Annotated in this window: 13 protein-coding genes and 1 rRNA gene; 13 read left to right on the top strand and 1 reads right to left on the bottom strand. The window is 43.3% G+C overall.

What is annotated here, in order from left to right:
- Positions 1-20 precede the first annotated feature (20 nt).
- From rrf to MHB71_RS22030, 3 genes are all read left to right on the top strand, one after another.
- Positions 21-137 (top strand): 5S ribosomal RNA (rrf, locus tag MHB71_RS22040).
- Positions 138-275: 138 nt separating this feature from the next.
- Positions 276-1,736 carry an IS1182 family transposase gene (locus MHB71_RS22035; protein ID WP_340027711.1) on the top strand — a complete coding sequence of 487 codons (1,461 nt, stop codon included), beginning with the start codon at positions 276-278 and terminating at the stop codon, positions 1,734-1,736.
- A 362-nt stretch (positions 1,737-2,098) separates the two neighbouring features.
- Positions 2,099-2,452: a FlxA-like family protein gene (locus tag MHB71_RS22030; RefSeq protein WP_076329976.1), complete on the top strand. Its 354-nt coding sequence runs from the start codon at positions 2,099-2,101 to the stop codon at positions 2,450-2,452.
- A 157-nt stretch (positions 2,453-2,609) separates the two neighbouring features.
- On the opposite strand, the gene MHB71_RS22025 is transcribed toward MHB71_RS22030, so the two are convergent.
- Complete coding sequence (locus MHB71_RS22025; protein WP_340027710.1) at positions 2,610-3,965, bottom strand: MATE family efflux transporter; 1,356 nt, start codon at positions 3,963-3,965, stop codon at positions 2,610-2,612.
- 162 nt (positions 3,966-4,127) lie between these two features.
- Between MHB71_RS22025 and MHB71_RS22020 the strand changes: the two genes are divergently transcribed.
- From MHB71_RS22020 to MHB71_RS21975, 10 genes are all read left to right on the top strand, one after another.
- The gene (locus MHB71_RS22020) at positions 4,128-4,862 is read left to right on the top strand and encodes a class I SAM-dependent methyltransferase (RefSeq protein ID WP_340027709.1); all 735 of its coding nucleotides are present in this window, start codon (positions 4,128-4,130) and stop codon (positions 4,860-4,862) included.
- A 230-nt stretch (positions 4,863-5,092) separates the two neighbouring features.
- Positions 5,093-5,671, top strand: a complete 579-nt coding sequence (locus MHB71_RS22015; protein ID WP_340027708.1) for an RNA polymerase sigma factor — start codon at positions 5,093-5,095, stop codon at positions 5,669-5,671.
- The gene (locus tag MHB71_RS22010) at positions 5,668-6,951 is read left to right on the top strand and encodes a hypothetical protein (RefSeq protein WP_340027707.1); all 1,284 of its coding nucleotides are present in this window, start codon (positions 5,668-5,670) and stop codon (positions 6,949-6,951) included. The genes MHB71_RS22015 and MHB71_RS22010 overlap by 4 nt, the downstream gene beginning before the upstream one ends.
- Before the next feature lie 59 nt (positions 6,952-7,010).
- The gene (locus MHB71_RS22005; RefSeq protein ID WP_340027706.1) at positions 7,011-7,469 is read left to right on the top strand and encodes a DUF523 domain-containing protein; all 459 of its coding nucleotides are present in this window, start codon (positions 7,011-7,013) and stop codon (positions 7,467-7,469) included.
- 196 nt (positions 7,470-7,665) lie between these two features.
- A complete protein-coding gene (locus tag MHB71_RS22000; protein WP_036668258.1) occupies positions 7,666-9,411 on the top strand; it encodes a methyl-accepting chemotaxis protein in 1,746 nt (581 codons plus the stop codon).
- A 211-nt stretch (positions 9,412-9,622) separates the two neighbouring features.
- Complete coding sequence (locus tag MHB71_RS21995) at positions 9,623-10,300, top strand: NAD(P)H-dependent oxidoreductase (protein WP_340027705.1); 678 nt, start codon at positions 9,623-9,625, stop codon at positions 10,298-10,300.
- A gap of 171 nt (positions 10,301-10,471) precedes the next feature.
- Positions 10,472-10,894, top strand: coding sequence for a MarR family transcriptional regulator (locus MHB71_RS21990; RefSeq protein WP_340027703.1), 423 nt, complete (start codon positions 10,472-10,474; stop codon positions 10,892-10,894).
- 166 nt (positions 10,895-11,060) lie between these two features.
- Positions 11,061-11,642 (top strand): NAD(P)H-dependent oxidoreductase, encoded by a 582-nt coding sequence (locus MHB71_RS21985; RefSeq protein WP_340027701.1) that lies wholly within the window; start codon positions 11,061-11,063, stop codon positions 11,640-11,642.
- A 110-nt stretch (positions 11,643-11,752) separates the two neighbouring features.
- Positions 11,753-12,064 (top strand): metalloregulator ArsR/SmtB family transcription factor, encoded by a 312-nt coding sequence (locus MHB71_RS21980; protein ID WP_036668255.1) that lies wholly within the window; start codon positions 11,753-11,755, stop codon positions 12,062-12,064.
- 159 nt (positions 12,065-12,223) lie between these two features.
- Positions 12,224-13,258 (top strand): LLM class flavin-dependent oxidoreductase, encoded by a 1,035-nt coding sequence (locus MHB71_RS21975; protein WP_340027699.1) that lies wholly within the window; start codon positions 12,224-12,226, stop codon positions 13,256-13,258.
- Positions 13,259-13,345 lie beyond the last annotated feature (87 nt).

Below are 13,345 nucleotides of genomic sequence, written 5' to 3'. Positions count from 1 at the left end.
AATGTAAGCTAAGCGTTGCGTTTGGTGGCGATGGCGGAGGGGTTCCACACGTACCCATCCCGAACACGACCGTTAAGCCCTCTAGCGCCGATGGTACTTGGACCGCAGGGTCCTGGGAGAGTAGGACGCCGCCAAGCAATCTAAAGACACACTTGATGATATCGAGGCCACTGAAAAAGTCCAACATCTATAAACAGATATCCCTCCTCATTTTTTTGAGGAGGGATATCTGTTTTCCTGTATAATTAAATGATTAATTTCAGGTGGTGTCTCGGATGATTTCAAACCAACAATCTCTTAACCTTAGTGCATTTATGGACATATACGATATCGTCGTACCTAAAGATAATATGCTTCGTCAAATCAATGATCTCGTAGATTTTTCATTTGTTCAGGTAGAATTGCAGCATAGATACTGCCTCGACAATGGTCGCAATGCAGTGCCTCCCATTCGAATGTTCAAATACCTATTGTTGAAATCCATTTTCGATGTATCCGATGCGGATGTTGTGGAACGTTCTAAATATGACATGTCCTTTAAGTACTTTTTAGATATGGCGCCTGAAGATGAAGTCATTAATCCTAGTTCACTAACGAAGTTTCGCAAGCTTCGCTTGAAAGATGTGAACCTCCTCGACATACTAATTCAAAAGACCATGAAGATCGCGTTGGAGAAAGAAATTATCAAAAGCAGCGCAATTATTGTGGATGCCACCCATACGAAAGCGCGATTTAATCAGCTATCACCCAAAGAAATATTAATGCAAAAGTCTAAGTTGTTGAGAAAATCCGTTTACAAGATCGATGAAAAAATGAAGGATAAATTCCCACCGAAAACAACGACGAACGAATTATCTGATGAACTGGACTATTGCCAAAAAGTTGTAGATGCAGTAGAAAAAGAAGAATCCCTCCGTGAATACCCAAAGGTGAAAGAAAAGCTGAACTACTTAAAAGAAATCATAGCTGATCACCATGAGCACTTTCAACTCAGCAATGATCCAGATGCACGAATAGGTCACAAAACGGCAGACTCCTCGTTCTTCGGTTACAAAACACATTTTGCTATGAATGGAGAACGAATTATTACAGCTGCGGTAATTACGACTGGTGAGAAAAGTGATGGAAAACAACTCCAAACTCTCATTGAAAAAAGTCGTGACACAGGTATGAAGATCGATACCGTCATTGGAGATACTGCCTATTCTGAAAAAGATAATATTCAATATGCCAATCACAACAAACTACAATTAATATCAAAATTAAACCCTAATATCACACAAGGAACTCGTAAAAAAGAAGATGAATTTGAGTTTAATAAAGATGCATGTATGTACGTTTGTAAAGCTGGACATATGGCGATTCAAAGAGCGCGCACAGGTAAGAAAGGTATGAATAATAACCAAAAGAATACCTACATGTTTGACATTGAAAAATGCAAAGTATGCCCAATGAAAGACGGGTGCTATAAAGAAGTAGCGAAAAGTAAAACCTATTCTGTAACCATCAAATCGACCGAACATAAGGAACATGAGGCATTTCAAAGTAGCGATAGTTTCAAAGAAAAATCGAAAGAACGTTATAAAATTGAAGAGAAAAATAGCGAACTCAAGCACAGACACGGGTATGATGTTGCATCGTCCTCGGGTCTTGTTGGCATGCAAATGCAAGGTGCCATGGCCATATTTACTGTTAATCTCAAGCGAATCATTACACTCATGGAAGACTCAAAGTAAAAGGATAGAGAAAAAGGCTATATTCCGTTCCAATGTGAACGAAATATAGCCTTTTTGATTTAAAATGAATCTTAACAAATTAAAATCGTAAGTTTTTCAGTGGCCTCGATGATATCGAGTGTGTCTTTTTGTTTTACTATTTTACACTGGCAAACAACTAACTTACAGATGAGACGAAATTAAGATTCTTCACTTATATGAAGACTTCCAATATTATTGATCAGACTATTAATGCTGATATACATACTTCCCTCTGTTCGACTTCTGATTCTTAGCTCCTTCAGCAACCTTTCAGTTGAATTTAACGTACGTTTCAGTGGGATAGGGTATAGTGAAGCTAAGTAAAGAGGGGGGAAATCATAATGAATATATCTTCTACAGCCAGCTCCACTACATCATACATATCGACATCTTCGAGTTCGGACAATTCAAGCAGCTTGGAGAAACAAAAGACGAAGCTTGAGGCTCAGCTGGAGAAAGTGCAATCCAGCAAGGACGATGAACAGACTAAGGAGACAACGACCAAACAGCTTCAACAGCAGATCAAACAGATTGAGAACCAGATTGCACAGCAAAGCTCTCAAGGAGCCGGTACAACTGCTACGAAGGAGGCTCCACCTGCCCAACCACCATCCAATGGAATGGGAGTAGCTACCCCTAAGGAGATTGCGAACGCAACAACAGATAGTAATGGCCGATTTGATATACGTATCTAATTTATAACTAAATTTAGGATAAAACAAAAGCCCTGACCGATCTATATTGATCGTGCAGGGCTTTGTATATTAGTTTTTTAGATTATTTATGAGGTCTACCTACAGTTTATCTACGTTCCATTGATCTTCTATCTGTTGCTGTTATTATCTGTTAACATTACTCAGGACGCAACGCGTTTATTCGATCCGTAAGGGATCGTTTTCTATAATACAGGGCTATGGTTGCGAGAACCAGCATTTCGGACAGCGGTACGGCAAGCCACACACCCGTGACACCAAAGAATGAAGGCAGGACTGCAATCAACGCAATCATGATGATCATTTCACGCGCAGCTGTAATCCAGATGGCCATTTTGGCATTACCCACAGATTGGAAATAGGTGCTCATGACAAAGTTAACACCCATAAACACATAGGCAAATGTAAATATACGTAATCCGTAAACGGCATTATCCGTTACGCCACTACTGAAGTTTCCAAAGATTTGCACGAAATAAGGTGCACCGATCTGAACAACAACCAGTAACAACAGACCGCATGCGAGAGCTGTTTTAGTGGCTAAACGTATCGTTTGTTGTACCCGTTTAATCTGATTGGCACCGTGATAATAGCTGATCAGAGGTTGGGCAGCGGATGCCAGACCCAGGAAAGCCAACAATACAACACCATGAATATAGTTCAACACGGTAAAGGATGCTACACCATCCGTGCCCGCAATGCGGTCCATCGAGATGTTATGGGAGACAGAGAAGACCGACATGCCAAGTTCAGCCAGAAAGCTGGGGAAACCAATGAGTAGAAGGGAAGCCAGCAGTTTGTTGTTCCATTTGAACCGGGTGAACGTGAGATTATTTGTTTTTTTGAAAAAGTGAGTGAACAGGACAAGTAGGGCAAGAGACGCCGATACAATTGTACCGAGGGCCACACCGCGTACACCCCATTCGAGTACATACAATGTTATATAATTGATGATGATATTGGCTACAGCAAACGTAATCTGAGCGTACATGGACGTGTTGGGGTTCCCATCGTTTCGTACAAAGATAGAGAGTGCATTCTCAATGGTGAAAACAAACCCGAACAATAACATGATATTCATATAGTCTGAAGCAAACGGGAAGGTCTCGGCGTTCGCACCGAGGGAGTATACCAGTTTGTCTTTGAATGTAAATGCAACATATCCAATGGCTACCGTAACTAACATAATGAGCATAATGGATTTGGTGAAAATTTGTTTGGCTGAAGTGATATCTTTTCTACCCATAGCGTTGGAGTACAACGTTGCCCCGCCCATACCAATCCACAGCGACATGGCAACAAAGAGCGTGTAGACAGGTGAGGCAATGCCGATCCCGGCCATTGCGGTAGAACCCAGTTTGTGTCCAACCATAATGCCGTCGATAATAAAATTAAAAGCAACTACCAGCATCCCTAATACAGAAGGCACGAGGTAACTTATAAAAGCTTTACCTACAGATTGCCCTTCCAATGGATGCGTCCAATTCGTATTCATAATGACCTCCGTTAGTAAACTGAATGTTCATTCTGTATTTAATAATACTGAACGTTCGTTCTGTATGATAACACGCCATGAATTCTCTTGGCAACTTTTGCGTTTAAATATCGTTAATGTGATAGAGTAGGTGGATATTTATAAGGCGGGAGGAATCTCTTGATGAAACAAAATAAATACGATGAAGCTGAGTTTTTCGACAACTATAGTAAGATGGCTCGTTCCGTTCAAGGGCTTGATGCAGCCGGGGAGTGGCATGAGTTGCAGACTCTTTTGCCTGAGTTGAAGGACAAGCATGTGCTGGATCTGGGATGTGGTTTTGGTTGGCACTGCCGGTACGCGCGCGAGCAAAAAGCGAGTTCAGTTATTGGGGTAGATTTGTCTGAAAATATGCTCCAGCGTGCTCGTGAAATGACGGACGACCCACAGATCCAGTACAAACAGCTGGCGATTGAAGATATTGATTTTGCAGCTGGACAATTTGATGTTGTCATTAGTTCACTTGCCTTGCATTATATTGAACGGTTAGACACTGTGTACGCTAAGATCAGTGACTGTCTTGTCACTGGGGGCGTGTTTGTACTATCCTCCGAACATCCTATCTTCACCGCTCGCGCTGCGCAGGATTGGCATTACGGACCTGAAGGTGAGATCTTGCACTGGCCCGTGGATGATTACCACGATGAAGGGAAGCGTGTGGCGAACTTTCTGAATCAGGATGTGGATAAATATCATCGCACACTGGCAACACATCTCAATGAACTGATTAAGGCGGGGTTTGCTATTCAAAAGGTAGCTGAATCCAAACCATCACCGGAGATGATTGAACAGGTCCCAGGCATGAGAGACGAGAATCGAAGACCGATGTTTCTGATGATTGCTGCGGTGAAAGTATAACGATGAAAATGATACGTTAGACTAGAGGGCAGAAAGAAACTGTGGAAGTGGGGCGTTCGCTTAAAAGCTTTCTGATAGAGATTTCTAACTAAGCAAACTTGAAGGAATCAGCGTGTTCAGCGATGTTGAACATGCTGTTTTTTTATTTTGCTACAATAATAAGAAATAATGTCCAAACCAGGGAACTAAATCACATTAGACTCAGTCATATTAAGTGAGGTGAACAACAGTTGGATGATCAATTACTGGCACAGGCTCAGACCATAGACAATTACACACTTAGCAGCATAATGGATGACTACGGAAATGACGTGTGGAATTACGCTTATTTTCTGACCAAAAGTGCCGAACAGGCAGATGAATTGTCACAGGAGGTATTTATTCGGGCGTACTCGGGGATCGCTCATTATCGTGGAGATTGCTCATTGAAAACCTGGCTGTTGACGATTACTAGAAACACCACTTTTACATATCGAAAATCCAGATTTTTTCGCAGCAGTCTGTGGGGAGAGACGTTACCCATTGAGACGGAGCGTGGGGGTTCGAGCCAAAGAGTCATGATTGCAGAGCAGCCTGCACATCCTTCGGCCGAGATGGAAGTGATGCGTAAGGAGCATATCCATGAAATCTGGGATATTGTTCTGGCGTTGCCAAAGAAGTTTCGGGAGATTCTTTTGCTGAATCTGAAGTATGAGCTTACGACGAGTGAGATTGCTGAGATGTTGAAAATCAGCTTAGGCACAGTAAAATCCAGACTATCCCGAGGTAAGGATAAGGTACGGAAACAATGGGAGGAGCGAAGCAAATGAGACACAAGGATGAGCAATGGGAGAAAGAAATCCGGAAAGGACCGTTTGCTTCGTCTCCTTTTACAGAGGATCACAAGCGAAAGGTGCTTCAACAGGTGGAGTGGATGAAGAAGTCGGAAGAGGGAAGCAAGGGAGATAGATCAGAGGAGAGTTCCAGGTCATCCAGGCCGTTTAGACCGCAAGTAGGCAACGTGTCACACAAGCGTCGCCCTAGAAGAGGGCCTCTTGTTGCCGGCACGGGTGCGTTGGTTATTGCTGCTGGATTGTTCCTATGGATCTGGGATGATGGACAGCTGGTGAAACCCGTGATCGAGCAGGTCTATCCGACAGCAGCGTTACAGTTATCCGATGGTTTGAACACAAATCTGCTAACCGACAAAATGAAAAGAAATGTTGCGACTACGATGCGAGATGATCTGGGTAAACAGCTGAAGATTACGAAAGTGGAAGATTTGCCTGTGTCCGGCAGAATATATGTAGAGGCTGGAAATGAAAGCGAGAAGGAGTATGCGCAGATATGGCTCGATGCGACAACAGGAAATCTGCGTGAATTAGGAATGAGACGTGAGATGCAGCCAAGCGAGTTGGAGCACCGTTATCTGCGTCAAGTTCCATCGCTTTTGCAAAGTATAGGCAGCACTCCAACGCTTAAACCTGCATCAGTCCAACGTTTTGTGAGTATGAAGCAAGGGGAGTCGGAGCCAATATCGCATACGACATTAGCGTTAGAGAATGAGACTGGCGATGGTTATGGGGAGATTGTATGGCAGCAGGACAAGGCTGTCTCGATCACAGGTGACCTTAGACCTGATCAAGTATCCCAGGCAGCGCTGACGGATGCCAGAAACGCGATTGAGGCTCTGTCTGGTAAAGCCAATCTTGATCTGGTAAGAGCAAGCCGAAGCAAAGATGATGAACTCGGTAAAGATACAGTCTTTTTTTCCTTTAAAGATAACTACTTTGTACAGATGACCGAAGGAAAAGCGGGCATGGGTTATACGGTTGGGGATGCTAATCACTATGAGCAAGACTTTGCAGACTGGGAAGAAATAGAGGCTTATTATCAGGAACTATATAACATACAGGAGTCTCTTCTTAGAGGAGAAGTAGAACCTATAATTAAAAAAATATTTAAAATGGATCTTCAAGCGTATAAACTTCACCGTAATCCTGACCATCCAGGCATGGTCACATTTGAACTGGAGTCGAGCAAGGATGTTTTTCAGGTTGAATATGGGGAAGATGGACGGATCAAGATGATCACCAGAGGCGAGTTATAGAGCTTGATCTTATATGTTACAATTTACTTCATAGATGGAATGAGTATAAGGAGATAACGATGAAATATTTGGTGAGTTCATGTCTGGCAGGGGTAGCTTGCCGTTACAATGGAACAGCGAGTCTGGATGAGAAGATTCAGCAGCTGGTGGAGCAGGAGCAGGCTAAGATGGTATGTCCGGAGCTGCTTGGCGGATTTTCCACTCCACGGGAACCGGCTGAAATTATCGGTGGCACGGGCAAGGACGTACTGGCAGGCACAGCAAAAGTGATCGAGAAAAGTGGCAAGGACGTCACAGAGCTGTATATCAAGGGAGCCTATCAGACACTCGAATGGGCGCGAGAATTGAATGTATCGTGTGTGGTACTGAAGGAGTTTAGTCCGTCCTGTGGTACACAGATGATCTATGATGGGAATTTTGCCAATCACAAGGTAACTGGAGAAGGTGTCACCTCAGCATTGTTGAGACAAGAAGGATATACCGTCATTTCTGAAAATGAATGGATGCAGCAACTATAGGTCGCACAGATTATCGTTTCATATTCACAGAAAAGCCGCTGGATTATATCCTGGCGGCTTTTTTGTTGTCTCCCATTACTTTTCTCATCAAATGAATAAAGTCGATTTTCCTGAAATGCTAACAAACAATATGGATACATACGATATAGATATAAGATATATAAGGCTATCTACTATTTAAAGTGGGGGAATAATCATGTCAATTCAGTCTAAGCCAAAAAATAAGAAAGGAAATAAACTCAAAAATATGAAATTAACAACAACGATGGTCATCATGACTGTAATTAGTCTAATCGGCTTGTTTACTGTTTTTCTGATTGGGATTTTCGGAATGAACGAAGCAAAAACGGGACAAGGCATCCTCTATAATGACCGCTTCCAGCATCAAACCAATGTTCTTGAACTGAAAAGTAATTTCTATAATATGCGCGCCAATTATACAAAGGTTCTTGATAATGCAGAGTATACCGACAAACAGTACGATCAGGTTCAGAAAGGTAAGAAGAGTATCACGGATGGCTTGAATGAATTTTCAGCAAGAACATTGGATACCAAAGAAAAAGAGATATTTGCAGATTTGGTAGCAAAGATGGATACATATTATCAGGATATTGAGCAAATCATGGATACCAAAAAGATGTCGGGCACCTACGATAGTGAAGAGAGAGGAAGAATTAACAAAAGCAGTACAGCAATTGTGGAGACGATCACCCTGTTGAGTGCGCATAACGAAGAAGAGTCAGCCAAGCTCTATGCGGATACACAGGAAGTAATTCAGCAGCGAGCATTGGTGCTCGGTTCGGTTCTTTTGTTTTCACTTGCAGCACTCATTCTTATTTCATTTGTAGTGATTCGCAGTATACGTCAACGAATGAAAGCTATCACCCGTTATTGTGAAGAAATAACACAAGGCAACTTAACGGCATCCTTAGATCCGCATCTAACACAGGGAAATAATGAGATAAGTGTCATCGCACGAGCTATTCGTACAATGACCGATTCCACAACAAATGTCATTCGTGGTGTAGTTCAGGAATCTCATCATATCAACCAGGTTAGCGATCTTACCAACCAGAACATGGCTGGTCTGAATGAACGAATTCGTGAAGTATCAGCTACAGTTGAAGAGCTCTCTGCTGCAATGGAAGAGGCTTCAGCCCATACGGAAAATATGAATCATTCGGCTAATGAGATGCAACAGGGAGCTGAATATATATCGGAACAGACATCTAAACAAGCAGAGTCCGCCTATGTGACCAGCACGAAGGCTGAAAAGTTGAAGCAGGAAGCCCGCGAATCGAGCCGAGCAGCCATAGACATGTACGATCATACGAGTAAGAAGATGTCAGAAGCGCTGGAACGTGCAACTGCTGTAGATCAGATTGGTATATTATCTCAATCTATTTTGGATGTTACAGCGCAGACTAATCTGCTGGCACTCAATGCATCCATTGAAGCTGCAAGGGCTGGGGAAGCAGGCAGGGGTTTTGCGGTTGTTGCAAGCGAGATTAGAAAGTTGGCTGATGATTCCAGACAGGCTGCCGATCAAATTCAGCAGGTCACGGAGGAAGTTATGCAGTCTGTAACCAATCTGTCCTCGAATGCCAAAGAGTTGCTATCCTTTATGTTCAATCAGGTTGGCAAAGATTATAAATTATTGGAGGATACAGCTGAACAGTATTATGTCGATTCTCTTGATCATGCCAATGCAGTTAAAGATCTCAATGCAACCTCACAACAAGTGACTGCGAATATCAAAATACTAGTGGGCTCCATTCACGAGATTGCATCAGCAAGTGAACAATCAGCCGCATCCAGTCAGGAAATTGCAGGACATATGGTTGCCTCTGCTGCGCAATCTGTGGAAGTAGTTAAACAATCTGATCAAGTCAAGGATAGTGCATTAAATCTGAATAAGCTGGTTCAAGATTTCAAGATTTAAAAGAAAAGAGTCATAGATAATCTACTAGGGCCATGTATGTGCCCAGTGGATTATTGCTGTCTTTCATCCAATACTTACTTTTATAAACCAAGAAACAATAATGTGCGTACTTTTAATTTATACACATAGAGCCTAAAATAATACTTGAGATGAAACCACTTAAACATTATTGTTCAACATAAAAAAAGTTATAAAAAGGACGTGGAGCTCCATGGAAGTTACAGCAAAGTCAAAGACAAAGGAAGACATCTTAAAGGCGTATCATTTCCGGCATGCAACAAAGATATTTGATGATACCCGCAAAATCTCGGATGAGGATTTCCAATTTATATTGGAAACAGGCAGATTATCTCCAAGTTCCATTGGCCTTGAACCGTGGAAGTTTCTGATTGTACAAAATCCAAACCTGCGTAAGCGTCTGTCCGAAGTCTCTTCCGGCGCTCAAAAGCAATTGGCTACAGCAAGCCATTTTGTTGTTATCTTGGCCCGATCAGATGCCAGTTATAATTCTCCCTATGCGGAGTACATGTTGAAGGAAACAAAGGGAATGCCTAATAACGTATTTGAGCTAACAAGTGAGGCTTATGGAAAGTTTCAAAATAACCAGAAAATTCTGGATAATCCACGATCATTATTTGACTGGGCATCTAAACAGACTTATATTGCACTCGGCAACATGATGACGGCGGCAGCTCAGATCGAGATTGATTCTTGTCCAATCGAAGGTTTCAGCCGTGAGGGCGTCCACCGTGTTATGGAAGAAGAGGGCTTGCTTGAAAATGGCGCATGGGGCGTCTCCATGATGGCAGCCTTCGGTTATCGGGCAGAGGAGCCCCAGCGTGAGAAGTCCCGACAATCCGTTGAGAAAATCACGCAATGGATTAACTGAATTCAGCATGAATCCAAAAACGATTAGCTAAGATCTAACATTATAGATCAGGATCAAAGCAGAATCGAAACAGCCCAATATTTTCCACATGTTAGCAGAATGGAAAGGGCTGTTTTTCTTTTTTATATAAAACAACTTGAAATTACATAGATGTCTATGTATAATGAGGTCATGCCTAAATACAACGCAATTGCACTGATTGCAAGAATCAGAGACCATGTCAACAAACGGATTGTACACGAATTGGAACAGCATGAGGTAACAGGGATTGTTCCTTCTCATGGAGATGTATTGATGTTTTTGTACCGGGAAGAGACGCTGTCGATCAAGATGTTGGCTGAACGTGTTCAACGCACGCAACCAACGGTAACGGTACTGGTCAACAAGCTGGAGAAGCTTGGCTATGTTGAACGCAGCAAGAGTGCCAAAGATAGCCGAGTGACGATGATTCGCCTAACCGAACAGGGGAAGCGACTTGAACCGATCTTCCATCAGGTATCAGAGCAGATTAATGACATCATCTATAGTGGTTTGTCCAATGAACAGTCGGAGCAATTGGAGAGCTTGCTATCCATTATTGTCCGAAAGTTATAATGAATGAACTCTTCTGTCTGCAACCCTTCCAGATTTGACTGGGGTGGAGGCAGAGGAGCCCCAATATTTTTTACCCATATACATAGATATCTATGTATATGGGAGCGTATCAATGTAACCCCATTTTCGCAACCTAACTCAAACCAAACCTGGAGGGATTCACACTATGAAACATCTTATCGTATATGCTCACCCGCACACAGACAGCTTGAATAACGCAATCCTCAATACTGCTGTAGAAGCTCTCAAAGCTCAAGGCCATGAAGTGGTCGTTCGTGACTTGTACAAACTTGGATTCCAACCCGTACTGACTGAAGCTGACACAGCTTCCATGCGTGCAGGACAGACACCACAGGATATCGCAACAGAGCAACAGTTTGTTACGGATGCAGAAGTTATCACATTCATCTATCCGATCTGGTGGACAGGTCTTCCTGCCATTATGAAAGGATATGTTGACCGTGTATTCGCCTATGGTTTTGCATATGCAGCAGGTGAAGTGGGAATTGAGAAATTGCTGACAGGCAAAAAAGGACTCATCATCAACACACATGGTACACCAAGTGAAATTTATGATCAGATTGGCATGACTGCTGGACTGAAATTAACTTCAGACGTAGGTATCTTCGATTTTGTAGGCATTGAAGCCGTAGATCATCTGCTCTTTGGTAGTATCGGATACCTGGATGCACCCGCATATCAAGCCATGTTGGATCAGGTTAAACAGACGATTACAACCAATTTCTAATATGGATGTTGAATCCAGATACGGATTCCATATGATACCAGACCGACTCGATCATGAGTCGGTTTGTTCATGTGTTTGCAAAATGGATGAAAGGGGGTATAATCGTACCCATGGAACCTATACTTATATTCAAAGCTTTATCGAACGAGACACGTAGACAAATCTTGTTGTGGCTCAAAAACCCGGAGCAACACTTCCCACCGCTGGAACTATCTCAGCATCCTGATGGTGGCAAGAACGGAATCTGTGTTGGCACGATTCAAGTGAAGGCTGGACTGGCTCAGTCGGTTATCTCCAGTTATCTGCTGACTATGCTCAAGGCAGGGTTGCTGCTCTCCGAGCGAAGAGGACAATGGACGTATTATCGGCGCAACGAAGAGACGATCCGTCAGTTTGCCGAGTACGTGCAGAACGAGTTATAAGCCGGATGCCGGAACGGAAGCTAGGATGCATATGCAGGCAGGGATTCCGTCCGGATGTAAACGGCTAGTTTATGAACACATCACCATATCCAGTTGCGATTCAATTAATCTATATATCTGGATATACAAAAATATAATCATCGAGGAGATTAAACGATAATGACTACAGAAAATACGGCTTCATCCCATAAAGAACATATTAATGACGTTAAGCTTTCCATCCTGGATCTGGCTCCCGTCGTTGTGGGTGCAACACCTGCTGATGCTTTGCGCAACAGTCTCGATCTGGCACAGCATGCAGAGCGTTGGGGATATCACCGTTACTGGGTAGCTGAACATCACAACATGCCGGGTATTGCTTCTTCCGCAACTTCGGTTGTTATTGGATATCTGGCTGGTGGAACCAAAACGATTCGTCTGGGTTCAGGAGGCATCATGTTGCCTAACCATGCACCGCTTGTCATCGCTGAGCAGTTTGGTACTCTGGAATCCCTTTATCCTGGCAGAATTGACCTGGGATTGGGTCGCGCACCAGGTAGTGACCGCCGTACATCGCTTGCACTACGCAAAGATCTGAACAGTGGGGAAGATTTCCCTGAGCTTTTGGCAGAACTTAGAGCATACTTTGATGCTTCGGCGACATCTTATCATGCGCCTGTTCGCGCAGTTCCTGGAGAAGGATTGAATGTTCCAATTTACCTCTTGGGGTCCAGTGATTTCAGTGCACGTCTGGCAGGTCAGCTGGGATTGCCGTTTGCTTTTGCCAGCCACTTCTCGCCCGATTATACCCGGATCGCATTAGAGACGTATCGAAACAACTTCCAACCATCTGAAAGCTTGAAGGAGCCACATGTGATTGTTGGTGTTAACGCTGTTGTTGCAGATACAGACGAGGAAGCAGCATGGCTGGGTACAACGATGCAACAGCAGTTCCTGAACATTATTCGTGGCACAACGGGATTGGTACAGCCCCCGGCAGAGATGGAAGGCAAATGGACGGATCGTGAGAAAGCTGGTGTGGAGCAGACGCTGAAGGCAGCTGTTAATGGTTCACCAGAAACCGTACGTGGACAGTTGGAATCTTTCATTCGGCAGACACAGGCAGATGAGCTGATTATTACGTCGATGATCTATGATCATAAGGCACGTCTGCATTCCTATGAGTTAATCGCACAATTGGCGGGAAAAGCTTAATCTTTATTTTCAGCGTTAAAACTGGCTTAATGGTGGGGTATAGCTACAAGTTTACGGTTCGTCTCCCAGTGAGGCGAGCCGTTTTTG

Origin of the sequence: Paenibacillus sp. FSL H7-0940, assembly GCF_037979415.1 — a bacterium.
Taxonomy (GTDB): domain Bacteria; phylum Bacillota; class Bacilli; order Paenibacillales; family Paenibacillaceae; genus Paenibacillus; species Paenibacillus amylolyticus.
Note: the sequence above shows the minus strand (reverse complement) of the source record. Positions and strands in the feature narration are given on the sequence as shown.